The sequence below is a fragment of the Microbacterium profundi genome, from assembly GCF_000763375.1.
GTDB lineage: Bacteria > Actinomycetota > Actinomycetes > Actinomycetales > Microbacteriaceae > Microbacterium > Microbacterium profundi.
This window is the reverse complement of sequence record NZ_JPSY01000001.1, coordinates 1,261,365-1,287,640: the sequence shown is the minus strand read 5'-3', so window position 1 is coordinate 1,287,640 and position 26,276 is coordinate 1,261,365. Positions and strand designations below refer to the sequence as shown.

Below are 26,276 nucleotides of genomic sequence, written 5' to 3'. Positions count from 1 at the left end.
CGCGCTCCTCGAGTTCGAGAATCTTTCGGTTCGAATCTTTCGGTTCGAATCTTTCGGTTCGAGAATCATCGAACTATCGGAGCGTACTCGACCATCGGCAATTGTTCAACTATTATCGAACCATGCCCGGTGATCTGCAGCATCCGGAGCGCTCCGACATCAACCTGACGGACGTGCTCTTCGCGCTCAGCGACCCCGAGCGCCTCGCGATCGCACGCCAGCTCGCGGCCGGCCCGCTCGACATGGCCGCCTGCCACGCCACCGACCCGAACCTGCCGAAGTCGACCAAGTCGCATTTCATGAAGGTGCTGCGCGAGGCCGGCGTCATCCGCAACGAGCCCAACGGCAGACGGCGGATGCTGACGCTGCGGCGCGACGACCTCGATGCCCTGTTCCCCGGGCTGTTGGATTCGGTGCTGCAGAGCTGAGGCATCCGCGCCCCACCTAGGCTGGTGCATATGCCCAGCACGACCACCGTCGCCCCGGCCGTGCGGCGCGCACGCGTCGGCGTCGCGATCCTCTTCCTCACCAACGGCGCGCTGTTCGCCAACATCCTGCCGCGCTACCCCGAGATCAAGGTGCAGCTCGGCCTCGACGCCGCAGCCTACGGGCTCGCGATCGCGGCGTTCCCCGCCGGCGCGATGGTCGCAGGGCTCGGAGCCGCCGTGCTCATCCGCCGCTTCGGGTCGGCGAAGGTCGCGGTGGTCGGCACGATCCTCACCAGCCTCGGCATCCTCGCGGCGGGCCTCGCGCCGTCGGCCGTGTTCTTCGCGCTCGGCCTCTTCCTCGGCGGAGCGGCGGATGCGATCACCGACGTCGGCCAGAACGCGCACAGCCTTCGCGTGCAGCGCGGCTACGGACGCTCGATCATCAACTCCTTCCACGCGATCTGGTCGATCGGCGCGGTGCTGGGCGGATCGATGTCGGCCGTTGCGATCGCGCTCGCTCTGCCCCTCGGCATCCATCTCGGCATCTCGGCCGTCGTGTTCTGCCTGCTCTCGCTCGTCGCGCTGCGCATGTGCCTGCCGGGGCGCGACGACGTGACGGAGGAGGAGGCGATCGCCGGTGGATCGGAGATCAGCGGTGCGCTGCGTCGCGGCATCTCGGGGAAGACCGTGTTCGTCATCTCCGCGCTCGTGCTGCTCTCGATCGCCGGCGCCATCGTCGAGGATGCCGGAATGTCGTGGGCGACCCTCTACCTGGGCGCGGATCTCGCCGCCCCGGCAGCGATCGCCACCACCGGATATATCGCCCTGGTCGGCGCGCAGTTCATCGGACGGATGATCGGCGACCGCATGGTCGACCGCTTCGGGCAGCGTGCCGTCGCGCGGGCCGGTGGACTCCTCATCGCCGTCGGAATGGGTCTGGCCCTGGCTTTCCCGACGATTCCAGGCACGATCCTGGGCTTCGCGGTCGCCGGGTTCGGCAGCGCCACGCTCATCCCCGCCGCGATGCAGGCCGCCGACGCGCTGCCGGGACTGCGGCACGACGCCGGCCTCACGATCGTGTCGTGGCTGCTGCGACTGGGTTTCCTGCTCTCGCCTCCGTTCGTCGGATTCATCGCCGACAATGCGGGGCTGCGCGCGGGGCTGATCGTCGTGCCGATCGCCGGGGTTGTGGCGATCGTGTGCGCCGGGGTGCTGGAGCGGCGACGGACCGCTTGACCGGCTGAGGGGATGCGGCACGTGGTGCGCGGGTCGAGAGCACGAACGCGAGTCGGTCAGAGCAATGCAGCATGGGCGAGCCTCCTCACGGCCGGCGTGAACTCGCTGAACGATTCGGGGCGGCCCGGTAGCTCAAGCCGGTCCAATGTTCTGTCGACGATGGCTGCGATGTTGTTCTCGGAGGACAAGGCGTCATCTCCGGGATACTCATGCCAATAGCGTTCGGCGCCGTAGTCCCCGTAGTCCCCGTAGTCCCCGTAGTCCCCGTAGTCCCCGTAGACCCCGTAGTTCCCGTAGCCCCCGTAGCCCCCGTAGTTCCCGTAGCCCCCGTACGGGGCCGCATGGCGCTCGAGTACTGCGACGCCGCGCGCGACGACGTCCACCACGTCCGCGCGCGATTGCGCCGAGCCGTCGGCGATCGACAGCAGCGTCAGCGCGATGATCAGCTGTGATTCGTGGCTGTCCTGGGAGTGGAGATAGCCGGATTGACCAGCGCCGCGTGTTGCGTGGTTCGCGAGATGAGGGACGAATCCGGTCGGACGGGCGCGGAGCGCTTTCGCCATGTTCGTGAGGATGATACGTCCCTTGAGACGCCGGAGAAGTCGGAGCTCGCGCGCGGTCGATAGAAGCGAAGCGCCAATGGACTCATCCGATCCGCGCGCGGATGCGAGTCGAACGTGAAGCTCGGACGTCCACCCGAGCGCCTGTTCCACATCGCGAAGAGCATCGTCGGACAACCAGCCGTTCTCCGACTGCTCCAAGCCATCTGAGCCGATGCGATCGATGAGAGCTCTCAGTCCTGCGGACAACGCGGCGGCGTCGGCCTCGCTGAATACCGGCCGATCCAGCAACCCGGTCTCCCGAAGGTGCGCGCGCAGCGCAAGGCGCCGAACAGGTGGGAGTGCCCGCAGCAGTCCTACCAGCAGGCAGCCGGACGATACGCCATGCCCGAGATCGACGACCAGTGAACGGTCGAAGCGCGGCGTACGACGCCGTACTGGTCGGCGAGCTCTGTGTTCACTTCGCGAACGCTCAATGAGGCGGTCGATGTCTGCCAGTTCACGTTGACCGGAACTGTGCTCGTGCTCGGACTCGTGCTCGTGCTCGTGCTCGGACTCGTGCTCGTGCTCGTGCGATCGTGCGCAGCGCTCACCGGAGTGGGGGCTGGATCGTCGTGCTCGATGATGGCGACTTTCGGTTCGCCCACGGCGGGAGCTCGCGTGTGAAGACGGTGCACTTCGAGATCATGGGGGACGCCGGGGAGGGTGAAGGAACGTGAGAGATTCGGTTCGTCGTCAAAAGGGGATCTCCCGTACGAGCCCCAGAGCAGCGGTTCGTACGCCTGCGGCAGACGGAAATCCTCGACATCGTCATCGGTCAGTGAATCTTCGCCGATAGAGAGCAGGAAGGCATTCGCGAGCCATGCATCCGGTGCATCGCTGGGCACTTCGATGATGCGATTCAGCGTCGGTTTGCCCGGTGCGCTGATGAGGACCGTCACCGCAGATGCGGAGGGGTGTACGTAGCCGTCGTAGTAGCTTCTCATGCGATGACGATAAGGGTGGAGTGGATGCTGGGCCCCACCCGGATACAGCAATCGGGGACAGCGTCCGGCCAGATCGTGCTGTGGAGGATGAGTCGGTTACAGATTCGTATATAGATGCGAATACATGGTTGAGCGGTGCGCGTCGGCGAGCGCGCGGATCGAGACGATCTCAACATAAGTTCGAATTAATGTTCGACAAAGACGGAACACTGCGGTATCGTTGAGTTATGTCGAAGCTGACCGGTCTGCACGAGGCGATCTCCCGCCTCGACGAGGTGTGGGCGGATGCTGGCGACTCGAACGATCTTTCGAGAGAACAGCTGATCGCGGTTACGAATGCGATCGGCGTACTGCAGCGTCGGCTGGATGCTGTGCATGTAGGTGTCGCTGCTGGGATCGCGAGTGAGTCCCGCGCAGAGTTGGGTGCGGATTCCTTGGCGAAGCAGCACGGGTTCCGCTCGCCGGCGAAGCTGATCGCCGCGTCCACCGGTGTATCGACCGGCGACGCCATCCGACTGATCAAGGTGGGCGAGGCGACGGCGGCGCGGACTGATCTGCTCGGTGCCCGGTTGCCCGCGAAGTATCCGCTGGTGAGCGAGGCTTTGGAAGCAGGAACTCTCAGTGCGCAGGCGGCCGCGTTGATCATCGCGGTCCTAGAGCGGTGTCGCATCGCTGCCGGGCCCGGGCGCACGGCCGAGGGCGAGAAGCTCCTGGTCGACGCTGCTCCCGGTCTCGGGCTCGACGAAGTCCGCCGGCTCGGCGTGCGGATCGAAGCGTGGCTCGACCCTGATGGTGTCGAACCGCGGGAGGACGAGCAGCGCGGCAAGCGTTCGCTGACGTTCTTCGAGCGCGGCGGACGGTTGCATCTCAACGGCAACTTCGACGTCGAGACCGGTGCCCCGATCGTCGCAGCACTTCGCGGATACGTGAGCGCCGCATTCGCAGCCCGTAAGGCCGCACCCGATCCGGATGCTCCGGATGCCGACCGTCGCACGGTGCCCATGTTGCAGGCCGACGCGCTCGCCCTGTTCTGCGCGCACGTGCTCGGCTGCAAGAGCGAGAAGCTTCCCCTCGCGGGAGCCACCGTCGTCGTCCGGATGCACGTCGACGACCTGGATTCCGCCACGGGAACCGCCACGATCGACGGCATCGACCAGCCGATCAGCGCAGCAGCGGCCCGACGGATGGCCGCTGACGGCGGCGTGATCCCGTGCGTTCTCGGCGGCGACAGCGAGATCCTCGACTGGGGTCGGAAGAAGCGCTTCTTCACGAAGGCGCAACGCCTCGCTCTCGCCGAGCGTGACGGCGGATGCGCCATGTGCAACCTCTCGCCCGAAATGGTCAAGGCGCACCACATGCGATGGTGGAAACGTCATCACGGTCGAACCGACCTCTCCAACGGGATACTCCTATGCGATAGCTGCCACCATCGCATCCACGACAACGGATGGGACATCCGCATCGACGGCACAGGTGTGGATGCACGGGTCTGGTTCATCCCACCGGTTCACGTCGATCCCGCTCGCACCCCCAGGCTCGGCGGACGCGCACGCTTCGACATCGCAGCCTGAGCCGTGGACCGGAAGCATCTCGCACGTCGAAGGTCTGATGCCTGAGCGGCTGGCCCCGCTCGCTATCGCAGGCCGGACGATCCAGACTGGTCACGAAACGCAACGCAGGAGGCGCACCTTGGACATCGAAGATATTCTGGCCGAGCCACGCTCAATCACGACCTCGCAGCGAGCCGCCGCGCTGACATGCATCCCGCCCCGGTGGCGATCGGACGCAACGTCTGGATCGGTGCCAACGCCACGATCCTCGCGGGCGTCACGATCGGAGACGACGCGGTCGTAGCTGCAGCATCCGTCGTCACCAAAGACGTGCCGGCCCAGGCCATCGTCGTCGGATCGCCGGCTCGCGTCGTGCGCTCCGTCCCCGACTGACCTCAGCGTCGGATACGAAGCCGGCCGCTCGCGCGTCTTGCGGGCGGATGCCGTCGCCCGAGGTTTCCTGCTTGCCCTCCAACCAGAGTGAGTGTACAGTCACTCATATGCCGACGACCCGCAGTTCGATCCTCTCGACCGCCGACGCGCGACGGCCCGTCGTCGCCGCCGCGGCGCTGGCGGAGTTCGCGCGCGGGGGCTACTACGCCACGACCGTCGCCGATGTCGCCCGCGAAGCGAAGATCTCCCCCGCGTACGTCTTCAAGCTCTACTCCGGCAAGGAGGCGCTCTTCATCGCCGCACTCGAGGCGTGCTTCGATGCGATCATCGCGGCTCTCGAAGAGGGGGCGGATGCTGCGGGGGAGCAGACGCCCGACGGCATCCTCGACGCGATGGGAGACGCCTACGCGCAGCTGATCAGCGACCGCACGCTGCTGATGCTGCAGGTGCATGCGCAATCCGTCGCCGACATCCCGGTGGTGGGTGAGGCGCTCCGCGCCGGCCTCGCACGCGTGACGAATTTCGCGAAGAGTCGCTCCGGCGGCGCCGATGACGACGTGCAGCGCTTCATCGCCTACGGGCAACTCTGCCATCTGATCGTCACGACGCAGCTCGAGGGGCGCCCGGAGGATTGGGCGAAACTCCTGACCAAGGGGATGAGCCACCCGGCGTGATCGCGCCCGGTGCTGTTCCCGTTCTTCTGTGCCCTAAAGAGTGAGTGATGAATCACTCATGCACCACCGACCGAAAGGAACGACACGATGAACATGCTCTCGACCACCGCTCGACCCGCCGCCGCCGCTCGACCCGCCATCACCGCACCACGCAGTTCACGCCGCTGGCTGGCGCTCAGCATCCTCGCGCTCGCCCAGTTCCTCGTCGTACTCGACGCCTCGATCGTCAACATCGCCCTCCCGGTGCTCGGCCGGCAACTCCGCATGGACACCGCTGCGCTCACATGGGTGATCACCGCGTACGTACTCGCCTTCGGCGGGCTGCTGCTGCTCGGCGGCCGTCTCGCCGACCGATACGGTCACCGCCGCGTCTTCCTGATCGGCACGGCGGGTTTCGTCGCAGCATCCGCCTTCGCCGGCCTCTCGTTCTCGAGCGAGATGCTGCTCGCCGCGCGCGCGGTGCAGGGAGCGTCCGCCGCGCTTCTCGCCCCGGCTGCGCTGGCGCTGCTCACGCACCTCTTCCCTGATGCGAAGGAACGCACCAGGGCTCTCGGCGTCTGGGGTGCGGTCGCAGGTATCGGCTCGGCGGCCGGGGTGCTGCTCGGCGGCATCCTCACCGCGACGCTCGGCTGGCAGGCGGTGTTCTTCGTCAACGTGCCGATCGGCGTCATCGTGCTGGTCGCGATTCCCGTTCTCATCACCCGTGACGGCGCGCGAGCGTCCGGACGTCTGGATGCTGCCGGCGCGATCATCGTGACCGCGGCGCTCGTCGCTCTCGTCGGTGCGCTCAGCGCAGTGGAGCGGCTCGGATTCCTGCACCCGCTGCCTCTGGTGCTCTTCGCGGTCGCCGTCGTGCTGGGGGTGGCGTTCGTGGTGGTCGAGCGTCGCAGCGCCGAATCGCTCGTGCCGCTGGGGGTGTTCCGCAACCGCGATCTCGCGCTCGGCAACATCGTGATGCTGCTGGCCGGTGCGGCGATGGTCGCGCTGTTCTTCGCGCTGTCGGTGTATATGCAGGCCGTGCTCGGCTACGACGCGCTCACTGCGGGCCTGAGCCAGCTGCCGCTCGCAGGTGCGCTCGTGCTCGTCGCGGGTGCGGTGCCTTCCCTGATCGGACGCCTCGGCACCAGGCCGGTGCTCGCCACCGCACTGCTCGTTCTGGCCGGCGGCCTGGTGTGGCTCGCGTTCGCGCCATCGGATGCTGTGTTCCTGACGCAGCTGCTCGGACCGACGCTGCTCATCGGTGTCGGCCTCGGTGGCGGGTTCGTCGCCACGACGCAGCTGGCCGTCGAAGGAGTCGAAGGCGGTGAAGCGGGGCTCGCCGGCGGGCTCATCAACACCAGTCAGCAGATCGGCGGCGCGGTCGGGCTTGCCGTGCTCGGCACGATCGCCGGGCTCAGGACGGCGGCACTCGAAGCCGGCGGCGCGTCGACCGCGGATGCGCTCACCGGTGGATTCTCGTGGCTCTTCCTCGGTGCAGCTGCGCTGTCGATCATCGGGGCCGGAGTCGTGGCGGTCTGGCGGCGGCGCTGAGCCGGGCGGCCCCGTTGAACCGGGCGGCCCCGTTGAACCGGGCGGCCCCGTTGAACCGGGCGGCGGCGCTGAGCCCGGCGGCAGCGCTGAACCGGGCGGCGGCGCTGAGCCCAGCGGCCCCGGACTGAGGCTCGCGCGTGCTGTCTGGTTCAGGCAGGCGTGCGGGCCTCAGTCCTCGCTCGAATGCAGGCCTCTTCGAGTCGCCAGCAGAGTGACTTCGGGATGCTCTTCCGCCAGCATCCGCTCTGCACGATCCAAGACGTCCCGGACATGCGCGATCTCCGCTCCGACCACCGACAGGCCGATCGCCGTGCGTCGGTGCAGGTCGTTGGCGCCGACCTCGGCAGCCGCCGCCTCGGTGCGGCGCGACAGGTCGGCGATCAGCGGCCGGATGACGCTGCGCTTCTCCTTCAGGGAGTGCACGTCACCCAGCAGCACGTCGAACTCGACCCAGCCGATCCACATGCCTTCACCTGTCGCCGGTCAGGGCGCCGTGTAACCGCCGTCGACGAGGTGGTAGCTGCCGGTGATGAAGCTCGCGGCGTCGCTCGCGAGGAAGGCGATGAGGTGCGCGACCTCGTCGGCCTGTCCGAGCCGGCCGATCGGATGCTTCGACACGAGGAACTCCTTCGCATCGGCATCCATCTGCGCCAGCAGGGGAGTATCGATGAAACCAGGTCCGACCGAGTTCACCCGCACGCCCTGCGCTGAGTACTCCAGCGCGGCCGTCTTGGTCATGCCGACGACGCCGTGCTTGGCGGCGACGTATGCGGGCGAGGTGGCGAAACCGACGCTACCGAGGATCGACGCGATGTTCACGACCGAGCCGCCGCCGTTGCTGAGGATCGACGGGATCTGCGCCTTCATGTTGCGGAAGACCGCGTTGAGGTTGATCGCGATGACCTTGTCCCAGTCGTCGTCGCCGTACTCGGCGGTCGGCGCGGCGGCGCCACCGATGCCGGCGTTGTTCACTCCGATCCGCAACGGCGCGAGTGTGTTCGCGAGCTCGATCGACGAGGCGATCCACGCGGTGTCGGTCGCGTCGCCGGCAGATGCCTCTGCGACACCGCCCGCCGCGCGGATATCGTCGACCACGGACTGGGCGGCCTCTGCGTTCAGGTCGTTCACGACCACCGATGCGCCGTTCTGCGCGAGCAGCATCGCGGCGGACTTGCCGATTCCGCTGCCTGCACCGGTGACGATCGCCGAGCGGTCCGAAACGTCGTACTGAGCCATGAGACGGCTCCCTCCCGAGCGGGCACTTCACCGGGAGCGCTTCTCGGGCGGTCCGCTCTCTTCGACTCTACGTCGCCTGGATGGCCTCGGCGCGGGGTTGACATCGGGGAGCAGGCGCTCCCTCGCCTCGTGTGCGAGTCGCCGCGGTCAGGCGAACTCGTCCGTCCGTGCACCGCGGCGGTTCGGCGCTTCGACCTCGGCCGCATCCAGATAGGCGCGCGCGACCACCGTCTCGTCGACATCCGTCGCCCAGATCAGGAACCTGCCGGCTCCAACCCGCGAGGGCACGTCGAGCCGCACAGCACCCGAGAGCTCGAAAGGTTTGACGTCGAGCCGCGACGTCGAGACCACGTCGGCCGCCCGTGCAGCATCCATCGGCGACCCGGCAGAGACCCACGCGCCATGAATCGAGAGCGAAAGCGGGGCATCTCCGTGATGCGAGACATGAACTCCGAGTTCGAACCCGGCGACCGGCAGCGCGAGATCTGCGCCGGCGCGTTCCGGCACGAGATCCAGGACGAACACCGTGTCGGCGTTGACATCGGCAGGGTCGCATCCGCCCCAGTCCTTGGTGCGGCGATCCTCGGTCAGCAGACCGGCGCATTCGTGTTCGACGTCGGAGAACTCCGTGTAGACGTAGCCGGAGTAGCGATCATGCCGGCGCAGCTCCTGTGTCTCCCATCGCAGATGCCAGGCGCGCTCGAGGCTCGTGAAGCCCTCGCCGTACTCGCTGTTCAGGATCGGCACGCCTGTCCGCGGGAACGAGGAAGACCCGTAGAACGACTTGTCGACGGTGAAGTCCGGTCCGAGCCGAACGGGAAACTCTTCGCGGGTTCCGTCGGCGAGGTCGGCGACGACCTGTTTCCAGGTCGCGATGTCGGGCTCGTAGTAGTGCCAATCGACGAGGTCGCTCTTCACATGCGCCCAACCGGAGTTCTCGACGATGGGTCGAGAGTCGTCCAGCGCCCGCAGCAGATCGTACGCGCGCTCGGCGGCCTCGGTCCTCGACGCGCTGCCCGGGATGTCCCAGTCGAGGCCCCATTCTTCGTTGTATAGACCCCAGATGATGATGCTCGGGTGGTTGCCGTCACGTTCAACCATCGCCGGAAGCTGTGCTTCGAAGGCATCTGCAGCGGCATCCGAGAAACGACTCGGGCAGGCGGGCTCCGCCCAGACGAGCATTCCGGTGCGATCTGCCTCGTGCAGCCAGATCGGATCTTCGAATTTGAGGTGCTTGCGCACGAGGTTGTAGCCGAGCTCGCGGGAGAGCGCGATGTCACGGTGCAGCGCCTCGGCGTCGGGCGCAGTGAGGCCGGTGTCGGGCCAGTAGCCCTGATCCAGCACGCCGCGCACGTACAGGCGGGATCCGTTGAGCACGAGCTCCTCGCCGCGCGTCTCGATGCGCCGGAGCCCCGTTGTCGCGATCACTCGGTCGGCCGTGTCCCCGCCGCCGACGACGATCTCGACGCGATACAGATGCGGATCAGCCGGTGACCACAGCCGCGGTTCCGCGATCTCGATGCGCGCAGACGCCTGCCCTGCAGCATCCGTCGTCATCTCGACCACGGAGCCCGGCAACTGTGCGCGCACGACCGTTCCGGCGACGAGGTCGCCCGCCAGCGACACGGCCACATCGATCCCCGTCAGGCTGTCTCCACGCAGCGACACGGCACGCGCGTAGGTGCGCCCGCGGGCCTCGAGCCAGACCGACTGCCAGATCCCGGAGGTCGGTGTGAACGAGACCCCGTCATAGTCATCACGCGGAATGGATCGCTGCTTGCCATGCGCGATCGCGCGCTTGTCGGCCGGGGCGTCGACCTCGACGATCAGCTCAGATGCGACACCGGGCACCACGAAATCGGTGACGTCGAACTCGAACGACTCGTAGCCGCCGACGTGCTCGCCGACAAGGCTGCCGTCGATGCGCACGACGGCGCGGTGGTGCACGGCGCCGAAGCTCAACACGACACGGCGTCCGCCCCATTCGGCGGGAACGACGACCTGACGGCGGTAGACGCCGCGCTCCAGCCAGGTACGACGCACCCCCGAAGCCGCGCTCTCCCACGCGAACGGCACAGTGATGAGCGACCGGATACCTTCGGCCTCGAAGTCCCAACTTCCGTTGAGGTTCACCCAGCGCTCGGAGCGGTCGCGATCGGGCCGCGGGTATTCGGGACGGGGAACCGACTCGGTGCCCGGTGCAACGAGGGTTGATTCGGTAGTGGAAAGAGACACATTCAGCCTTTCACGCTGCCGGCGAGGATGCCGTTGATGAAGTGACGCTGGAGCACGATGAAGAGCACCAGCAGGGGGATGAGGGCGATGGAGCTCGCCGCGAGGAGTTCTCCGGTGACCGTCGCGTAGTCGGCGCCGATCCGGTTGCCCGTGATGTTCTGGGCGAGCGTCGAGAGCACGACCTGCAGGGTCGCCATCCGCTCGGAGCTTGCGACGATCACCGGCCAGACGAAGTCGTTGTAGATGTTCATGATCGTCAGCACCGCGAGGCCGGCGAGCCCCGGACGGATGACGGGCACCACCACACGCCAGAAGATGCCGAACTCGCTGCATCCGTCGACGCGCGCGGCATCCAGCAGTTCATCCGGCACCGCGCTGATCACCTGTCGCATCCAGAAGATCGCGAACGCGTCCACGGCTCCCGGCAGGATCAGTGCCTGATACGTGTTCACCCAGCCGAGGGCCTTCATCTCGAGCAGTAGCGGGATGATCAGCACGATCGTCGGCAGCATCAGTGTGATGAGAACCGTGCCGAAGATCAGGTTTTTGCCGATGAAGTCGTACTTGGCGAACGCGAAAGCCGCGAGAGGCGCGAAGAACAGCGTGATGCCGCCCTTCACGACCAGCACGATCGCGGTGTTGAGGAATCCGTTCGCGATCGGCACGTCTTGGAACATCGCCGTGAAGTTGTCGAGAGTGAAGGTCGACACGTCGAAGCCGAGCGGGTCGCGGATGATGTCGTTCGGCTGCTTGAACGACGAGACGATCGCCCACGCGACCGGTGCGAGGAATGCGACGAGCAGGATCATCAGGAACAGATGGGTCCCGAGGCGCAGGTGCGGTCGGCGGCGCGTGCTTCGCGGTGCGGGAACGGATGTCGTGGCATTCGTCGCGGTACGAGAGAGGGTGTCGGTCATGATCAGTCCTTCGCTCGCAGCATCCGTACGAAGAAGAGCGAGAGCACCATCACCAGGATGACGAGCAGGAAGGAGTTCGCTGCTCCTGTGCCGAGGTCACCGCGGGTGATGTGGTTGTAGAGGTAGTAGCCCGCCGTCGTCGTGGAGTTGTACGGGCCGCCCTGTGTGACGACGAAAGGTTCGGCGAACATCTGGAACACGGCGAGCGTCTGCAGCACCACGGCGAACATGATGGTGCGGCGCAGCAGGGGAACGGTGATGCTCCACAATTGTCGGAGCTTGGATGCCCCGTCGAGCTCCGCGGCCTCGTACATCGAACTGTCGATGGACTGCAGACCGGACAACAGGATGATCACGATGAATCCCGTCGTCTTCCACAGGAACAGCAGGGCGAGCGTGGGCTTCGCCCACTCACTCGTCGTGAGCCATCCGATGTCGGGAAAGCCGAAGACGCCGAGCATCGCGTTGATGGCGCCGTACTGCTGGTCGAAGAGGACGACCCAGATCTGTGCGACCGCAACGAGCGGGGTCACGAAGGGGACGATGAACGCGACGCGGTAGAGGCCTCGCAGCTTGAGCTTCGCGGAGTTCAGCAGCACCGCGACGAGCACTCCGAGCACGATCTGGATCGGAACGATGAGCAGCCACAGGACGGCGGAGTTGCCGAGCGAGCTCCAGAAGGCCTGGCTCGTGAGCAGGTACGTGTAGTTGCCCCAGCCCACCCACTCCGCAGCACCCGAACCGTGCCAATTCGTGAAGCTCAATCGCGCCGTGAAGATCAGCGGATACACGCTGAAGGCGAGGAAGATCACGATGAACGGCAGCACGAAGAGGTACGGCGCGGAGCGCCGCCTCAACCGTGCCGTTCGGTTACGGGCGTGCTGGGATGCCGCGGAGGGGAGGGCTGTGGTCGTCATCACTGCCTGTCGATGAGGTTCGTCTGGATGCTGTCGGTCGAGCCGCTGATGACCTCGGCGGGCGTCATGTCGCCGTCGAGCATCTTCTGGATGTCGTTGCCGAGGTAGTCGACCGCGCTGTTCCACCATGACGGGATCGACGTGCCGCTGGGAATCTGAGCGCCTGCGGTGGTCGCGACCTCCCAGAGGTCCTGGCCGCCCAGTGCGTCGAGGGGCTGGAAGAGCGGGTTCTCGGGATCGGCGGCCGGCAGGTAGGCGGGGATCGACGTGTTCAGTCCGGTCGGGTAGATGTCGTTCACACCCCACACGGCGGTATAGCCGGCCTCGTCGTACATCAGGAACTCGTAGAACAACCACGCCAGCTCGGAATTCTCGCCCTCCTTGGGCAGGACGAACGACGAGCCGCCCATCGCACCGCTGCGGGCTCCGCCATCCTCCCAGGCGGGAAGCTCCATCGCACGCCAGTCGCCGCTCGTCTGCGGGAGCAGTTGCTGCGGGGCGAAGTCGAACCAGATCGCCCACGGGTAGAAGACCTGGTTGCCGTTCTCGAGCTCCGCGATGTCGGTCGGGGTCAGGTACTCGGCACGTGTTCCGAGGCCCTCCGACTGGACGGTATCGAGGAAGGTGAGGATCTGCTCGTACTCCGGGCTATCGAGGCGCAGTTCGCCCTCGGCATCCGCGATGGATGTTCCGAGCTGGCTCGCGTACATCTCGAGCTGGAGCTGACCGAGGAATGCACTCTGCTCGAGGTGGATCGGATGCGCCTCGGGCACCTTCGCCTGGTAGGCGCGGGCGGCATCGAGGAGGTCATCGTAAGTTTCGATCGCCGTGGCATCCACTCCGGCCGCTTCGAGCGCGGTGGCGTTGTAGTAGAGCAGGCCGGGGTTGAGATCGTACGGCACGCCGTAGATGCCGCCATCGACCGTGGTCGCATCGATCTTCTGCGGAGCGATGTCGTCGGCATAGGGCTCGAGCACGTCGCTGAGATCCCAGAGGTGGTCGGCGAAGCCGCCGATCATGGCGTCGTCGAGGAAGACGCCGTCTGGGACGTCGGTGCCGGTGATCAGCGTGTTCTGCAGCTTCGCGTTGATGTCGACGGCCTCGTGGTTGACCTTGATGCCGGGATACTTCTTGTTGAAGTCGTCGATCACGTCGTCGAAGACCTCGAACAGGTCGCCGGAGCGGTCCCAGATCGTGATCTCGCCTTCCGGCTGGTCCGCTGTTGGGGCCTGCAGGCGATCGGATGCCGCGTCGTCGCCGGATCCTGCTGTGATGTCGGGGCCGCAGGCCGTCAGTGCCAGAGCGGTGACGGCGACGGCGCACACTGCGGCCAGGCGAAGGCCCGGCCGTTTCGAGTAGCTGTTCATGGACACTCCTTTGTGTTGATGTGCTGTGGTCTGTGCAACATGCTGCGTTGTTTGCCAACGTATGCAAACTGTAGCCGACGTTTGCGCACGTTGCAAACGATAAGATGAGAGCATGCCGGCCACACTTCGCGACGTCGCAGAGCGTGCACAGGTGTCGATGCGCACTGTGTCGAACGTCGTCAGCGGATACACGCATGTGAGCGAGCGGATGCGGACGAAGGTGCTCGCAGCCATTGAAGAACTCGATTACCGGCCCAATCCGGTGGCGCGGACATTGCGTACCGGTCGTACCGGGATGCTGGCCCTGGTCGTGCCGGAGATCGACGTTCCGTACTTCAGCGAGCTCGCGCGAGACGTGATCGACGCCGCGGCCGAGGTCGGCTATCGCGTGATGATCGATCAGACCGGACACGATCACGAGCGGGAGCGGCAACTGCTGACAGGGGAGGGCCGAACGATGCTGTTCGACGGGCTGCTGTTCAGTCCGCTGGTCACGAAGTCCGAGCTTCTCGACATGCACGGTACGACGCGGATGCCGCTGATACTCCTCGGTGAGCACGATTTCGACGGCCGCTACGATCACGTCGCCATCGACAATGTGGCGGCGGCGCGGGACGCGGTGGGACATCTCATCGATACGGGCCGGACGAGGATCGCTGCGATCGGCTCTCAGCCTCTCGAGGAGTATGCGACACCGCTGCAGCGCTCAGCGGGTTATGAGGCCGCGCTAGCGGATGCGGGATTGGATCTTCGTTCGGAGTACGTGATCACCGCCGCGCACTACAGCCGTGCAGACGGTTATGCGGCGGGCACGGCGCTGCTCGCCCTGGATCCTCGCCCTGACGCCATCTTCTGCTTCTCGGACTTGCTCGCCTTCGGTGCGATGCGCGCCGTCTTCGATGCCGGCCTCCGGGTGCCGGAAGACGTCGCGGTGATCGGGATAGACGACGTCGACGAAGGCCGCTACTCGCGCCCGTCGCTCAGTACGATCTCGCTGGACACGCAGTTCATCGCACGCGAGTCGGTGCGGCGGATCATCGATCGAATAGAAGACCCCGCGCTGCCGGCGACCGAGATCGTCGCACCACACACCCTCGTCGTGCGGGAGAGCACCGCCGCGGAGTGAGCCTGACTCACAGGCGGTTGAGATGCTTTCGCGGCAGCTGCCTCCGGCTCAGAACGGCGTCTCGTCAGCCGTCGACCACTCGGTGTTCGGCGACGACCACGAGTCGGCTGTCGCCGCCGCGGGGGCTGCACCACCTGCCGCAGCCGTGACCGGCGCGCCGCCACCGCCCGAGCGATCTCCTCGGACGACCTGCGCGGTCGCGTACTTCAGCGAAGGGCCGACCTCGTCGACCTGCAGTTCGAGGCTCACGCGGTTGTTGCCCTCGCGGTCCTGGTAGCTGCGCTGCTGCAGGCGCCCGGTGACGATCACACGGCTGCCCTTCGTCAGGGATGCGGTGATGTTCGTCGCCAGGTCGCGCCAGGCGGAGCAGCGCATGAACAGCGCGTCGCCGTCTTTCCACTCGTTCGCCTGGCGGTCGAAGTTGCGCGGCGTGCTGGCGACGGTGAAGCTCGCCACCGCGACGCCGGAGCCGGTCTGGCGCAGCTCGGGTTCAGCGGTCAGGTTGCCCACGATCGTGAGGATGGTCTCGTTCATGTTCTTCACTCCGGTTCCGTATGCTCTTCATCTCGGTGTCGAGACTGCCTCATCGGTGAGACGGGATCAGAGTATTCCCGGCATCCGACATCGGGCCGGCGCCACGCATGATCCGAGACCACCCCTTCCCGAACGACACTGAACGATATATCGTTAACGCACCATCGTTCGTTCGACCCTGGAGGACAACATGAACAGCTCATTCCCCACCGGCCCCTTCGGCGGAGGCGGCTCCGGCGCAGGCTCAGGCTCACCGTTCGGCGGCGCAGGCGGTCCGGCATCCGCGATCTTCGATGCGATGGATCAGCTGCGCAAGTCTTTCGAGCAGCGCACCGGCGGTGGCCCTTCCCGCATGGCGCGCGGCGACGTGCGCGCGGCAGTGATCACGCTGCTCGCCGAGGAGCCGATGCACGGCTACCAGATCATCAACGAGATCGCCGAGCGCTCCGGCGGCTCGTGGAAGCCGAGCGCAGGCTCCGTCTACCCGACCCTGCAGCTGCTCGCCGACGAAGGCCTCATCACCGCAGAGGAGCAGAACGGCCGCAAGACCTACTCGCTCACCGGCGCGGGTCGCGAAGAGGCCGAGATCGCCGCCGACAAGCCGGCTCCGTGGGAGGCGTTCTCGTCCCGCGAGCACAGCCACCTCACTGCTCTGCCCAAGGCGGGGATGGATCTCGCCGGCGCCGCCGCTCAGGTCGCCCGCACCTGTACGCCGGAGCAGGTGCAGGAAGCGGTCACCGTGCTCGACGAGGCGCGTCGTAGGCTGTACGCGATCCTTGCGCAGGACTGACTCGCCCCGCACCGCCCGGTCGGGCATCCTGCCGAACCCGGGCGAGAGGATGACGCGATGACGGATGCTGCCGGCTCAGCGCATCGTACGACCCACCGCGCCCGCTACCGCCGCATCGTCTCGTTCGCAGCCCGCGAGTTCATCAAAATCTGGTGGTTCGAGCTGGTGTTGCCCAGGCTCGGCTTCTCACGCGTCGCCGAACGCACCCGCGCGCCGCGGATGCAGAGCTTCGCTCGCCGTTTTCACGTGCTCGCCGTCGACCTCGGCGGACTCATGATCAAGGTCGGCCAGTTCATGTCGTCGCGCCTCGACGTGCTGCCCCCTGAGATCACCCAGGAGCTCGCAGGGCTGCAGGACGAAGTGCCCGCCGTGCCGTATCCCGACATCAAAGCGCTCGCCGAGGCCGAGCTCGGGGTCTCGCTCGAGCGCGCCTTCGCCTGGTTCGATGAGCGGCCCCTTGCCGCGGCATCCCTCGGCCAGGTGCATCGTGCGCGACTGTCCGATCTCGACGCCGCCGACACCGGGCTGCGCGATGTCGTCGTGAAGGTGCAGCGCCCCGGAATCGACGAGATCGTCGCGACCGACCTCACGGCTCTTCGCCGCGTGGCTGGGTGGGCGAGCCGCATCCGCCTCGTCTCCTCGCGTGTCGATGCGCCAGCGCTCGTCGAGGAGTTCGCGGCGACCTGCCTCGAGGAGATCGACTATCTGCACGAGGCCGCGAATGCCGAGCGCTTCGCGGAGAACTTCGCATCCGATCCTCGCGTCGGCACCCCGCAGATCGTGTGGGAGCGCGTGACGCGTCGGGTGCTGACGCTGTCGGATGTCACGGCGATCAAGATCAACGACACCGCGGCGCTTCGGCGGGCCGGAATCGACCCGAGCAGGGTCGCGGATGTCTTCGCCGAAGTCATGTTCGATCAGGTGTTCACGCACAGCTTCGTGCACGCCGACCCGCACCCCGGCAACATCTTCGTGACGCCATTGGCTGCACCGGAGACGGATGCTGCGCCCGCCGCTTCTGGTGAGGGCAGGTCGTGGCGGCTGACCTTCGTCGACTTCGGGATGATGGCGGAGGTGCCGGACAGTCTGCGCGACGGGCTGCGCACGTTGCTCGTCGCCGTCGCCGGGCGCGACAGCAAGGGGCTGGTGAAGGCGGCGCAGGAGATCGGCGTGCTGCTGCCGTCGGCCGACACCCTCGAACTCGAACGCGCGCTCGCGGCGCTCTTCGATCGGTTCGGAGGGATGGGATTCGTCGAACTCAGCAAGGTCGATCCGAGCGAGTTCACCGGCTTCGCGAACGAGTTCGGCGACACCATGCGCTCCCTGCCGTTGCAGCTGCCCGAGAACATGCTGCTGCTCTTCAGGGCGGTCTCGCTGACATCCGGCATGTGCAGCGGGCTCGATCCCGAGTTCAACGTGTGGGATGCTGCGGAGCCGTATGCCGCTCGTCTGATCCGTGACGAGAGCGGCAACGTCATCCAGGCCTTCGCACGTCAGGCGGTCTCGACGGCCGCGACCACCTGGCGTCTGCCCGCGCGCATCGACGACGTGATCACGCGCATCGATGACGGCACCGTGACGTTCGACACCTCCCGACTGGAGCGCCGTCTCGACTCGCTGATGCGCATCGGTCGTCGCGCCGTGGCCGCGCTGCTTTTCGGCGGCCTGCTCATCGGCGGTGCGGTGCTGCTCGTGCCGGCCGCGCCGCTCGGGATCGTGCTGATGGCGGGGTCGGCAGCTCCGCTGCTCTACGCGCTGTTCGGAGGCGTCGGGCGGCGGTGAGCACGCTGCCGCCGGCCGCCGCTCACGCTTTGTCGTGAACACTCACCCGGGAACAAGGCTCTACGGAACCACCGGCCGGTGCCGCGCGGGCGCCCCGGACGACAGAAGGTGCAGATCGTGATCGTTCCCGAAGTCCTCGTCACGGCGTTCCGGCGGGCGACGCGTGCGAACGCACCCTTCCTCAGCGTCGACTCCGCACGCCGAGCGATCCTCAGCGTCGAGTCGCCGCTGAGGCGGCGTCAGTGATTGTCGAGGATGGTCCGGGTGGTGGTGTCGGGTCGGAGGTCGAGTCGGCGCAGCAGTTGTGCGTTGAGTGCGACGACGATGGTTGACAGCGACATGAGGATTGCTCCGACGGACATCGGCAGGACGAACCCGATAGGTGCGAGGACGCCAGCGGCGAGGGGAACGGAGATGAGGTTGTAGCCCGCAGCCCACCACAGGTTCTGTTTCATCTTCCGGTACGCGGCACGGGAGAGTTCGATGACGGAGAGGACGGAGCGGGGGTCGTCGCTGGCGAGGATGACGCCAGCCGAGGCGATCGCGACGTCCGTGCCTGCGCCGATCGCGAGACCGACGTCGGCCTGCGCGAGGGCGGGGGCGTCGTTCACCCCGTCGCCGACCATCGCGACCTTGCGACCTTCCTTCTGCAGCTCCTGGACCTTGGCGGCTTTGTCCTCGGGACGAACTCCCGCGAAGAACCGGTCGATTCCGAGGTCTTGAGCAACGGTGTGCGCGACGGCTTCCGCGTCTCCGGTGATCATGACGACCTGCACGCCGAGCGCGTGGAGCGCGTCGACGGCTTCACGGGACTCGGATCGCACCTCATCGGCGAGCTTGAGAGCACCGATCACTTGCCCATCCTGCACGACGTGCAGGATGATGGCGCCGTCTTGTCGCCAGCTGTCTGCGACAGCCAGCTCGCCCGCGTTCTCCTCCGTGAGCAGGTGCGGTCCGCCCACCCGAACCGTCGTCTCATTGACGGTCGCAGTGACGCCAACGGCCGGGGAGGAGGTGAAGTCGCGGCTCGCGGGTACGGTGAGGTTCTTGTCGGCGGCCGCGCGGACGATGGCTTTGGCGAGGGGGTGCTCGCTGTCCGCCTCCGCGGCGGCCGCGAGGGCGAGCACCTGGTCACGGTCGCCGCCATCGGGTACCGAGACCTCGCTCACGACGGGCTCGCCCCTGGTGAGCGTCCCGGTCTTGTCGAACAGCACGGTGTCAACGGTGCGCATGCTCTCCAGCGCGAGCCGATCCTTGACGAGCACACCGCCCCGCGCGGCACGTTCGGTGGCGATGGAAACGACGAGCGGGATGGCTAGACCCAATGCGTGGGGGCACGCGATCACGAGAACGGTGATCGTGCGCACGACGGCGGCATCGGGGAAGCCGAGCACGGTCCACGCGAGGGCTGTGATTGCGGCTGCTCCGAGGGCGAACCAGAACAGCCATCCCGCTGCCGTGTCCGCGAGCCGTTGCGCTCGGGACGATGAACTCTGCGCCTCGGCGACCAGGCGTTGGATGCCGGCGAGGGTGGTGTCGTCTCCGGTCGCGGTGATCTCGACGCGAAGCCCGGAGTCGGTGGCGACGGTGCCCGCGGTGACCAGGTCGCCGGCGGAGCGGGTGACGGTGGCGGATTCGCCGGTGACCATGGCCTCGTCCATGGATGCCCTGCCATCGACGATCCGCCCGTCGGCGGGGATGCTGCCACCGGGCCGGATGACGACGAGGTCGCCGACGACGAGGTCGGCGGGTGAGACCGAGACGACCTGACCGTTTTCGATGCGTTCGGCCTCATCGGGCAACAGCGCAGCCAACGAGTCCAGCGCGGAGGTGGTCTGGGCGAGGGAGCGCATCTCGATCCAGTGGCCGAGGAGCATGATGACGATCAGCAGCGCCAGCTCCCACCAGAAGTCGAGCTCGTGGTGGATCAGTCCGAGGGTCGCACCCCAGGAGGCGAAGAACGCGACGGTGATCGCCAGCCCGATGAGGAGCATCATGCCGGGCTTGCGGGCGCGGATCTCGCTGACCGCGCCGACGAGGAAGGGCCGGCCGCCCCATACGTACATGACGGTCCCCAGTACCGGGGAGATCCAGGCGAGAGCAGCAATATCCGGGAGGGTGTATCCGAGGATCATCGCGAACATCCCCGACAGTGCCACGGTGGGCACCGCGAGGATCAGCATCATCCAGAACAGTCGGCGGAACTGCCCCACGTGATCGCCGTGACCGCCGGCGTCCATATGCCCGGTGTGCTGCGCATGTTCGTCGTGGCCGTTCCCGTTTTTCGAGGGCTCGTGCGTCGCCGTCGTGGCGTGGTCCGCATGCTGCTGCTGCTGCGGGGCGTCGCTGGGGCCGGTGGTCGGCGTTTCGTGATGCGCGGTGGGGTGTTCAACGTCATCGTTGTGCGAGTTGCTCATGAACCTATCCTCCTCGGGAATCACCGGATCCGGACCGCCTCGTACCCGGCTTCGTCGACCGCAGCGAGAACCGCGGCATCATCGAGCGGCTGATCGCTGCTCACGATGAGCTTCCCGCCCTGGGCGGTGACATCGATATCGGTAACGCCCGCGATCTGGCCGACCTCGCCGCGAATGGCAACCTCGCAGTGCCCGCAGCTCATCCCGGTGACCTGATACTCGCTCGTGCTCATGATGCAACCTTCCTCAAAACGGATACCCCAACGGGGTGCTGCTAGGCTCAACGGTATACCCACTGGGGGTATTCCCGTCAAGTATTGCGACGGAGACGAAAATGACGTCACACGACTCGGATGTGCTCATCATCGGAGCGGGGGCGCGTCGTCGATTTGGCGCACCGTCGGCAGCCCGGCGAGTCCGGTATCGGTCATGTAGACCCGGCATGCAAGATCGGTCGTCGTGGACCCGCTCCAGCAATATCGTCGGCGATCCAGCGAAGATCACCTCCCGTCAGCGCACCCACGGGCGCACCAGCCGTGGCCGCTCCGGAAGAAGACGCAAAGAGAAGAGTGCTATCTTATGCTCGGATCGGAGGTCGAGCATGCACGTTGAACGCCGCGGATTGCACCCGCAGCTGTCGCTTCGGACCGCATTGTTGCTCGCGAGCGCCGTTCTCATGATCGTCGTCGGCCTTCTCGGCATGCACACCTTCAGCTCCAACGCAGTCGGTCACGGCACCGCCGTGGGCGCGCACTCGTCGTCCGCGGTTGATCAGGCAACGCCGATCGCTGGTCATACTGACGCTGTCGCTGCTTCCGCTACCTCAGCGGAGCCCACAGTGTGCGATGACGCGTGCATGACCGGATCGACGGGCGGTCGCTCGAACATGCTCTCCGCGTGCATCCTCGCGCTTTTTGCCGGCCTTCTCCTGTTGCTGCGTCCGCTGTTCGCGCAGCGGCTCAGCCCTCCACTGATGGTTTTGATGTCCCGGCTCCGCCCCGAGGTCGAGGACACGTTGAGCAGGGCACCCTCCCTGACGTTCCTCTCGATCAGTCGCACCTGAGCAGTCGAATGCCGGCATCGTGCCGACATGCAGTCTCGCAGCCTCATTCTGGACGCTGCGTGACAGACCCCTCATACGACTCATTCGAAGGAACAATCATGAAGAAGCTTCCCCTTGCGCTGGGCACGAGCGTGCTCAGCCTGGCCCTCGTCCTCACCGGCTGCACCGACGCCTCCGCGCCCGTAGATGGGGCCACAACCTCCTCGGAAGCGCCGGACTCGACGGCGACCGAGGCGGATGAGATGTTCGTCACGATGATGATCCCGCACCACGAGCAGGCCGTCGAGATGTCGGACATCGTGCTCGCCAAAGACGACCTCGACCCGCAGGTGGCGGAACTGGCTCAGCAGATCAAGGACGCCCAAGGCCCCGAGATCGACCGGATGCTCGGCTGGCTGGAGGACTGGGGCGTCGAGTACGACCCTGACGCTTCAGGCGGCATGGATCACGGCTCGATGGGCGGCTCGATGGACGGTATGATGTCCGAGGAGGACATGGCTGCACTCGAAGAGGCGGACGGCGCGACAGCTAGCCGCTTGTTCCTGGAGCAGATGATCATGCACCACGAGGGTGCCGTCGACATGGCTGAGACCGCGCTCAAAGACGCCCAGAACCCGGACGTGCTCGAACTTGCGCAGCAGGTCATCGACGATCAGACCGCGGAGATCGCCACGATGAAGGATCTCCTCACCCAGATCTGATCGCCCGGGTGGGCCGGACCCGAACCGGCCCACCCGACTTTCACACCACGGCATGTGCCGTGACCGCTGTGCGTGCCGCCGCACACACCCGACGCCGCATTCTCGCTGGCGTACCACTCGCATTCGCTCACCTCTCACCGGAGCCCCATGAACCGCCGCGCTCTTGCCCTGACCGCTATTTCCATTGCTGCTCTCACCCTCACGGTGACAGGATGCACACCCCAGACCGACACCACCAACGCGGTACCGCCGAGTATCGAACATATCCACGGCATCGCAGCCGACCCCCGTGGCGAGGACCTGTTCATCGCCACGCACGGTGGCATCTTCACCCTCACGGAGACCGGCGAGATGACCGGACCGATCGGCGACCACGACTTCGACGCGATGGGATTCACGCTCTCTGGCGACACGCTCTTCGCCTCAGGTCATCCCGGGACGACGACCGCGGAGGAGCTTGGCGCACCGAACCTCGGCATCATTCGCAGTGACGACTTCGGTGCGACATGGTCACCTGTCGCATTCAATGGCAGCGCCGACTTCCATGTCCTCACCGCAGCCCCTGATGGCATGCTCTACGGATTCGCTTCCACCGAAGTCGAACTTCTCGCCAGCGCCGACGAAGGACGCACATGGACATCCAAAGCATCGTTCACCGCCGCCGACCTCGCGGCCACTACCGACGGGCTGTACGCGGCAACCGAGGAGGGCCTGCTGATCAGCACCGACAACGGCGGGACTTTCGACCCGGTCGAAGGCGCACCCGTGCTCTACACAATCGACGCGAGCCCGGACGGCACACTCGCCGGCGTCGGTACCGACGGTGTTCTCTGGTCCTACGGCGCTGATGGTGACTGGCAGCGGATGGAACCGCTGGAGGGCGTCGCGCAGGCCTTCAGCGCCATCGATTCGGAGCGCTTCGTTCTCGTCGACGACCGCGGAATCGTCGAAGTCACCCGCGATGAATCCACCATCCTCGCCCCAGCCCGCCCGGCGGACTGACGACACCGATCAAGGGCATCGCGCATGGACAGACCTCGCAAACCCGTTCCGCGACATGACGTTCTTCATCGCGTCCGCTACCACCTCTCAGGTTGATCCCGCTCATCATCTCTTGGCGATCGGCGAGACGTGCTCGTTCATGGACAGGAGCCAGCTCCACACGCACCTGCTCGGCTGCGCCCCAACAATGTGTGCCGGTGACGGCGCTCAGCTGACCGTGGGCGCTCACGCGGGCCGAGGATCGCTAGTGTCGCTGCGCAGGTGCCTTCTGGTAATCGAACATTCCTGGTGCATTCTGTGTGTCGTTCAGGCGGTAGATCACACCATCGTGATCGATGACGGGCTTGGGCAGGCCGTCCGGCTGAAACGGGCACAGAACAGGCTGCCCTTCATCGGTGGATGTGGGTCCATCGTGCAATACCGCAACGTACGTCTTGATGGTCATCCTTCGACGGTACCCGTTCGATCCAACGAAAATGCTATTATCTACGCATGAATGCAGATAATAGGGTTTGCGGTCGGATGCCTGAGAGCGACTTCGTCGAACTGGCGGTTGAGATCTTCGGGATGCTCGCCGATGCGACCCGCGTGCGCCTCATTCTGGCGTTGCGCGAGGCCGGTGAGCTCTCCGTGAACGAGCTGGCGGAGATCGTGGACAAGGCCCCGCCGTCAGTGTCGCAGCATCTTGCCAAGCTCCGGCTGGCTCGTATCGTCTCAACCCGCCAGAACGGGACCCGGGTGTTCTACCGGCTGGAGAATGAGCACGCGTCGCAGTTGGTGCGGGATGCGATCTTCCAGGCCGAGCACTCCCTGGGCGGCACCCCACGCCACCACCACGCGGAGCCGGCCGCGGTAGAAACGGCGACTGCGGAGGCGCGCCTTCAGAGTGCCGACGTATGAGCATCCTCACAGACCCGGGACTGCGCCCTGGGGGCCGGGCACTGCCGAAGCCGCCATCGATCTTCGTCACCGGGACACGTTTGCCCGAAGTGCGCTGGGCGGCACTCGCTCTGCTGCTGTTCCTGATCGCGTGGCCTCTGCAGATGGCCGGCGCCCCGGAGCCGGTGTGGTGGACACTGTACCTTCTCGGATATGTTGCGGGCGGGTGGGAGCCGGCGTGGGCGGGCCTGACCGCGTTGCGGAACAAGGTTCTCGACGTGGATCTGCTGATGATCGTCGCCGCAATCGCCGCCGCCTCGATCGGGCAGGTGTTCGACGGCGCCCTCCTGATCGTCATCTTCGCGACCAGCGGCGCCCTTGAAGCCCTCGTCACTCAGCGCACCGCAGACTCCGTGAGCAGCCTTCTGTCGCTCACGCCGGAGCAGGCCACTCGTCTGATCCGCGTCGGGGCTCGTGAGGAGCTCGAGGATGTTCCGACATCCGCTCTGCAGGTCGGGGACCTGATCCTGGTGCGCCCCGGTGAACGCATCGGCGCGGACGGCGTCGTGGTCGACGGGATCAGCGAAGTCGACCAGGCGGCGATGACCGGGGAGTCCATGCCAGTCCGCCGCGGGGAGGGTCAGGATGTGCTCTCCGGGACCGTGAACGGCACCGGCGCTCTCACCGTCCGGGTCACCCGCCCCGCCAGCGAGTCCGTCATCGCCCGGGTCGTGGCGATGGTGTCCGAGGCCTCGGAGACGAAGTCGCAACGGCAGATGTTCATCGAGAAGGTCGAGCAACGGTACTCCCTCGGCGTGGTCGCCGCGACCCTGCTGGTGTTCTTCGTCCCTCTGGGGTTCGGTACCGACTTCCGCGAGGCGCTACTGCGCGCGATCACCTTCATGATCGTGGCGTCCCCGTGTGCGGTGGTCCTCTCCACGATGCCGCCGCTGCTCGCCTCGATCGCGAACGCGGGACGACACGGCGTGCTGGTCAAATCCGCGACCGTGATGGAACGCCTCGGCCGCACCTCCCTGGTCGCATTCGATAAGACCGGAACGCTCACCCACGGCGCCCCCGTCGTGAGAGACGTCACCGCACGGCCCGGGCAGACCCGCCAGTCGGTGCTGGCGTTGGCGGCCGCTGTCGAGCAGCACAGCGAGCATCCGATCGGGCGAGCCATCGTCCGCGCCGTCCCGGAGGGCAGCGCCCCTGCCGCGAACTTCCGGGCGATCCCTGGCCACGGGGTCGAAGGGGTCGTCGACGGGCGCTTGGTCCGAGTCGTGCAGACGGCTGATGAATCGGGCACGGTCGGCACGATCGTGGACGTCCTGGTCGATGGTGAACCTGTCGGAACGCTCACCCTCGATGACGCACTCCGCCCGGACGCGGCCTCCTCGGTCGCGCGAACCGAGACCCTCACAGCGTCGCCGGTGCACCTGCTCACCGGGGACAACGACCGCACCGCCGCCGACATCGCCGCACGTACCGGGATTCGTGTCGTCCACGCCCGCCTGCTCCCCGCTGATAAGGCCGAGGCGGTGAAACGACTCGAGGATGACGGCGCCACCGTGATGGTCGTCGGCGACGGGGTCAACGACGCCCCCGCATTGGCCGCGGCCAGTATCGGTGTCGCGATGGGTCGGCACGGCTCCGACCTCGCCCTGGACACCGCGGACGCGGTCATCATCCGCGACGAACTGTCCGCGGTGCCCGCGGTGATCAACCTGTCCCGCAAAGCACACCGGTATGTCGTGGCGAACCTGATCATCGCCGCGACCTTCATCACCGTGCTGGTGACATGGGACCTGGTCGCCACATTGCCGTTGCCGCTCGCGGTGGCCGGCCATGAAGGGTCTACCGTCATCGTCGCCCTCAACGGGCTGCGCCTGCTCCGCAAAAGCGCCTGGACATGAGATCTCGCATGCGGGTGGAACTAGACCTCGGGGGCCG

27 protein-coding genes are annotated in these 26,276 nt (G+C 66.4%); 15 read left to right on the top strand and 12 right to left on the bottom strand.

Going from position 1 to position 26,276, the window contains the following annotated elements; translation table 11 throughout:
• Positions 1–122 precede the first annotated feature (122 nt).
• Positions 123–428, top strand: coding sequence for an ArsR/SmtB family transcription factor (locus JF52_RS0106050; protein ID WP_033105435.1), 306 nt, complete (start codon positions 123–125; stop codon positions 426–428).
• Positions 429–458: 30 nt separating this feature from the next.
• Positions 459–1,664 (top strand): MFS transporter, encoded by a 1,206-nt coding sequence (locus JF52_RS0106045; RefSeq protein WP_033105434.1) that lies wholly within the window; start codon positions 459–461, stop codon positions 1,662–1,664.
• Between the two features lie 56 nt (positions 1,665–1,720).
• Here the strand turns inward: JF52_RS0106045 and JF52_RS17585 are convergent, their stop codons facing one another.
• Together JF52_RS17585 and JF52_RS0106035 are read right to left on the bottom strand one after the other, a co-directional pair.
• Positions 1,721–2,227 (bottom strand): hypothetical protein, encoded by a 507-nt coding sequence (locus JF52_RS17585; protein WP_200880954.1) that lies wholly within the window; start codon positions 2,225–2,227, stop codon positions 1,721–1,723.
• A 353-nt stretch (positions 2,228–2,580) separates the two neighbouring features.
• On the bottom strand, positions 2,581–3,210 hold the full coding sequence (locus JF52_RS0106035; protein ID WP_152594829.1) for a hypothetical protein: 630 nt from the start codon (positions 3,208–3,210) through the stop codon (positions 2,581–2,583).
• Between the two features lie 227 nt (positions 3,211–3,437).
• Between JF52_RS0106035 and JF52_RS0106030 the strand changes: the two genes are divergently transcribed.
• From JF52_RS0106030 to JF52_RS0106015, 4 genes are all read left to right on the top strand, one after another.
• Positions 3,438–4,781 carry an HNH endonuclease signature motif containing protein gene (locus JF52_RS0106030; protein ID WP_033105432.1) on the top strand — a complete coding sequence of 448 codons (1,344 nt, stop codon included), beginning with the start codon at positions 3,438–3,440 and terminating at the stop codon, positions 4,779–4,781.
• A gap of 186 nt (positions 4,782–4,967) precedes the next feature.
• Entirely contained in the window at positions 4,968–5,153 is a 186-nt protein-coding gene (locus JF52_RS0106025; RefSeq protein WP_372460252.1) for a DapH/DapD/GlmU-related protein, read from the top strand.
• 107 nt (positions 5,154–5,260) lie between these two features.
• Positions 5,261–5,827 carry a TetR/AcrR family transcriptional regulator gene (locus JF52_RS0106020; RefSeq protein WP_033105431.1) on the top strand — a complete coding sequence of 189 codons (567 nt, stop codon included), beginning with the start codon at positions 5,261–5,263 and terminating at the stop codon, positions 5,825–5,827.
• Positions 5,828–5,914: 87 nt separating this feature from the next.
• Positions 5,915–7,357: a DHA2 family efflux MFS transporter permease subunit gene (locus JF52_RS0106015; protein ID WP_234000317.1), complete on the top strand. Its 1,443-nt coding sequence runs from the start codon at positions 5,915–5,917 to the stop codon at positions 7,355–7,357.
• 168 nt (positions 7,358–7,525) lie between these two features.
• On the opposite strand, the gene JF52_RS0106010 is transcribed toward JF52_RS0106015, so the two are convergent.
• The 6 genes from JF52_RS0106010 to JF52_RS0105985 all read right to left on the bottom strand — a co-directional run bounded on the left by JF52_RS0106010 (position 7,526) and on the right by JF52_RS0105985 (position 14,029).
• Entirely contained in the window at positions 7,526–7,822 is a 297-nt protein-coding gene (locus JF52_RS0106010; RefSeq protein WP_033105430.1) for a DUF503 domain-containing protein, read from the bottom strand.
• A gap of 18 nt (positions 7,823–7,840) precedes the next feature.
• Positions 7,841–8,593, bottom strand: a complete 753-nt coding sequence (locus tag JF52_RS0106005) for an SDR family NAD(P)-dependent oxidoreductase (RefSeq protein WP_033105429.1) — start codon at positions 8,591–8,593, stop codon at positions 7,841–7,843.
• A gap of 147 nt (positions 8,594–8,740) precedes the next feature.
• Positions 8,741–10,828 carry a glycoside hydrolase family 2 protein gene (locus tag JF52_RS0106000; RefSeq protein WP_052166794.1) on the bottom strand — a complete coding sequence of 696 codons (2,088 nt, stop codon included), beginning with the start codon at positions 10,826–10,828 and terminating at the stop codon, positions 8,741–8,743.
• Positions 10,829–10,830: 2 nt separating this feature from the next.
• Entirely contained in the window at positions 10,831–11,745 is a 915-nt protein-coding gene (locus JF52_RS0105995; protein WP_084595613.1) for a carbohydrate ABC transporter permease, read from the bottom strand.
• A gap of 2 nt (positions 11,746–11,747) precedes the next feature.
• A complete protein-coding gene (locus tag JF52_RS0105990) occupies positions 11,748–12,662 on the bottom strand; it encodes a carbohydrate ABC transporter permease (protein ID WP_033105428.1) in 915 nt (304 codons plus the stop codon).
• A complete protein-coding gene (locus JF52_RS0105985; RefSeq protein WP_033105427.1) occupies positions 12,662–14,029 on the bottom strand; it encodes an ABC transporter substrate-binding protein in 1,368 nt (455 codons plus the stop codon). Before JF52_RS0105985 ends, JF52_RS0105990 begins: the two co-directional genes overlap by 1 nt.
• Before the next feature lie 112 nt (positions 14,030–14,141).
• On the opposite strand from JF52_RS0105985, the gene JF52_RS0105980 reads away from it, so the two are divergent.
• Positions 14,142–15,155, top strand: coding sequence for a LacI family DNA-binding transcriptional regulator (locus JF52_RS0105980; protein ID WP_033105426.1), 1,014 nt, complete (start codon positions 14,142–14,144; stop codon positions 15,153–15,155).
• A 48-nt stretch (positions 15,156–15,203) separates the two neighbouring features.
• Here the strand turns inward: JF52_RS0105980 and JF52_RS0105975 are convergent, their stop codons facing one another.
• Positions 15,204–15,689, bottom strand: coding sequence for a single-stranded DNA-binding protein (locus JF52_RS0105975; protein WP_033106368.1), 486 nt, complete (start codon positions 15,687–15,689; stop codon positions 15,204–15,206).
• Positions 15,690–15,879: 190 nt separating this feature from the next.
• Here JF52_RS0105975 and JF52_RS0105970 point away from each other — a divergent pair, with 190 nt between their 5' ends.
• From JF52_RS0105970 to JF52_RS17930, 3 genes are all read left to right on the top strand, one after another.
• The gene (locus tag JF52_RS0105970) at positions 15,880–16,479 is read left to right on the top strand and encodes a PadR family transcriptional regulator (protein WP_033105425.1); all 600 of its coding nucleotides are present in this window, start codon (positions 15,880–15,882) and stop codon (positions 16,477–16,479) included.
• Between the two features lie 57 nt (positions 16,480–16,536).
• Positions 16,537–18,261 (top strand): ABC1 kinase family protein, encoded by a 1,725-nt coding sequence (locus JF52_RS0105965; RefSeq protein ID WP_033105424.1) that lies wholly within the window; start codon positions 16,537–16,539, stop codon positions 18,259–18,261.
• A 117-nt stretch (positions 18,262–18,378) separates the two neighbouring features.
• Complete coding sequence (locus JF52_RS17930) at positions 18,379–18,507, top strand: hypothetical protein (protein WP_268746244.1); 129 nt, start codon at positions 18,379–18,381, stop codon at positions 18,505–18,507.
• Here the strand turns inward: JF52_RS17930 and JF52_RS0105960 are convergent.
• Positions 18,501–20,678 (bottom strand): heavy metal translocating P-type ATPase, encoded by a 2,178-nt coding sequence (locus tag JF52_RS0105960; protein WP_033105423.1) that lies wholly within the window; start codon positions 20,676–20,678, stop codon positions 18,501–18,503. The two genes, JF52_RS17930 and JF52_RS0105960, sit on opposite strands and share 7 nt — an antisense overlap.
• Positions 20,679–20,698: 20 nt before the next feature.
• Positions 20,699–20,911, bottom strand: coding sequence for a heavy-metal-associated domain-containing protein (locus tag JF52_RS0105955; protein WP_033105422.1), 213 nt, complete (start codon positions 20,909–20,911; stop codon positions 20,699–20,701).
• A 443-nt stretch (positions 20,912–21,354) separates the two neighbouring features.
• Between JF52_RS0105955 and JF52_RS0105950 the strand changes: the two genes are divergently transcribed.
• From JF52_RS0105950 to JF52_RS0105940, 3 genes are all read left to right on the top strand, one after another.
• Positions 21,355–21,741: a DUF6153 family protein gene (locus JF52_RS0105950; RefSeq protein ID WP_152594828.1), complete on the top strand. Its 387-nt coding sequence runs from the start codon at positions 21,355–21,357 to the stop codon at positions 21,739–21,741.
• Positions 21,742–21,839: 98 nt separating this feature from the next.
• Entirely contained in the window at positions 21,840–22,442 is a 603-nt protein-coding gene (locus JF52_RS0105945) for a DUF305 domain-containing protein (RefSeq protein WP_033105420.1), read from the top strand.
• A 147-nt stretch (positions 22,443–22,589) separates the two neighbouring features.
• A complete protein-coding gene (locus JF52_RS0105940) occupies positions 22,590–23,444 on the top strand; it encodes a F510_1955 family glycosylhydrolase (RefSeq protein ID WP_033105419.1) in 855 nt (284 codons plus the stop codon).
• A 244-nt stretch (positions 23,445–23,688) separates the two neighbouring features.
• Here JF52_RS0105940 and JF52_RS0105935 read toward each other — a convergent pair whose 3' ends face one another.
• Entirely contained in the window at positions 23,689–23,889 is a 201-nt protein-coding gene (locus tag JF52_RS0105935) for a hypothetical protein (protein ID WP_033105418.1), read from the bottom strand.
• 47 nt (positions 23,890–23,936) lie between these two features.
• Between JF52_RS0105935 and JF52_RS0105930 the strand changes: the two genes are divergently transcribed.
• Together JF52_RS0105930 and JF52_RS0105925 are read left to right on the top strand one after the other, a co-directional pair.
• On the top strand, positions 23,937–24,344 hold the full coding sequence (locus JF52_RS0105930) for an ArsR/SmtB family transcription factor (protein ID WP_052166793.1): 408 nt from the start codon (positions 23,937–23,939) through the stop codon (positions 24,342–24,344).
• The gene (locus JF52_RS0105925; protein ID WP_052166792.1) at positions 24,341–26,239 is read left to right on the top strand and encodes a heavy metal translocating P-type ATPase; all 1,899 of its coding nucleotides are present in this window, start codon (positions 24,341–24,343) and stop codon (positions 26,237–26,239) included. Before JF52_RS0105930 ends, JF52_RS0105925 begins: the two co-directional genes overlap by 4 nt.
• Positions 26,240–26,276 lie beyond the last annotated feature (37 nt).

Coding starts and splice junctions, on each gene's coding strand:
- JF52_RS0106050 (WP_033105435.1), top strand. CDS start 123: ATGCCCGGTGATCTGCAGCATCCGGAGCGCTCCGACATCAACCTGACG.
- JF52_RS0106045 (WP_033105434.1), top strand. CDS start 459: ATGCCCAGCACGACCACCGTCGCCCCGGCCGTGCGGCGCGCACGCGTC.
- JF52_RS17585 (WP_200880954.1), bottom strand. CDS start 2,227: ATGGCGAAAGCGCTCCGCGCCCGTCCGACCGGATTCGTCCCTCATCTC.
- JF52_RS0106035 (WP_152594829.1), bottom strand. CDS start 3,210: ATGAGAAGCTACTACGACGGCTACGTACACCCCTCCGCATCTGCGGTG.
- JF52_RS0106030 (WP_033105432.1), top strand. CDS start 3,438: ATGTCGAAGCTGACCGGTCTGCACGAGGCGATCTCCCGCCTCGACGAG.
- JF52_RS0106025 (WP_372460252.1), top strand. CDS start 4,968: ATGCATCCCGCCCCGGTGGCGATCGGACGCAACGTCTGGATCGGTGCC.
- JF52_RS0106020 (WP_033105431.1), top strand. CDS start 5,261: ATGCCGACGACCCGCAGTTCGATCCTCTCGACCGCCGACGCGCGACGG.
- JF52_RS0106015 (WP_234000317.1), top strand. CDS start 5,915: ATGAACATGCTCTCGACCACCGCTCGACCCGCCGCCGCCGCTCGACCC.
- JF52_RS0106010 (WP_033105430.1), bottom strand. CDS start 7,822: ATGTGGATCGGCTGGGTCGAGTTCGACGTGCTGCTGGGTGACGTGCAC.
- JF52_RS0106005 (WP_033105429.1), bottom strand. CDS start 8,593: ATGGCTCAGTACGACGTTTCGGACCGCTCGGCGATCGTCACCGGTGCA.
- JF52_RS0105995 (WP_084595613.1), bottom strand. CDS start 11,745: ATGACCGACACCCTCTCTCGTACCGCGACGAATGCCACGACATCCGTT.
- JF52_RS0105990 (WP_033105428.1), bottom strand. CDS start 12,662: ATGACGACCACAGCCCTCCCCTCCGCGGCATCCCAGCACGCCCGTAAC.
- JF52_RS0105985 (WP_033105427.1), bottom strand. CDS start 14,029: ATGAACAGCTACTCGAAACGGCCGGGCCTTCGCCTGGCCGCAGTGTGC.
- JF52_RS0105980 (WP_033105426.1), top strand. CDS start 14,142: ATGCCGGCCACACTTCGCGACGTCGCAGAGCGTGCACAGGTGTCGATG.
- JF52_RS0105975 (WP_033106368.1), bottom strand. CDS start 15,689: ATGAACGAGACCATCCTCACGATCGTGGGCAACCTGACCGCTGAACCC.
- JF52_RS0105970 (WP_033105425.1), top strand. CDS start 15,880: ATGAACAGCTCATTCCCCACCGGCCCCTTCGGCGGAGGCGGCTCCGGC.
- JF52_RS0105965 (WP_033105424.1), top strand. CDS start 16,537: ATGACGGATGCTGCCGGCTCAGCGCATCGTACGACCCACCGCGCCCGC.
- JF52_RS0105960 (WP_033105423.1), bottom strand. CDS start 20,678: ATGAGCAACTCGCACAACGATGACGTTGAACACCCCACCGCGCATCAC.
- JF52_RS0105955 (WP_033105422.1), bottom strand. CDS start 20,911: ATGAGCACGAGCGAGTATCAGGTCACCGGGATGAGCTGCGGGCACTGC.
- JF52_RS0105950 (WP_152594828.1), top strand. CDS start 21,355: ATGATCGTCGTCGGCCTTCTCGGCATGCACACCTTCAGCTCCAACGCA.
- JF52_RS0105945 (WP_033105420.1), top strand. CDS start 21,840: ATGAAGAAGCTTCCCCTTGCGCTGGGCACGAGCGTGCTCAGCCTGGCC.
- JF52_RS0105940 (WP_033105419.1), top strand. CDS start 22,590: ATGAACCGCCGCGCTCTTGCCCTGACCGCTATTTCCATTGCTGCTCTC.
- JF52_RS0105935 (WP_033105418.1), bottom strand. CDS start 23,889: ATGACCATCAAGACGTACGTTGCGGTATTGCACGATGGACCCACATCC.
- JF52_RS0105930 (WP_052166793.1), top strand. CDS start 23,937: ATGAATGCAGATAATAGGGTTTGCGGTCGGATGCCTGAGAGCGACTTC.
- JF52_RS0105925 (WP_052166792.1), top strand. CDS start 24,341: ATGAGCATCCTCACAGACCCGGGACTGCGCCCTGGGGGCCGGGCACTG.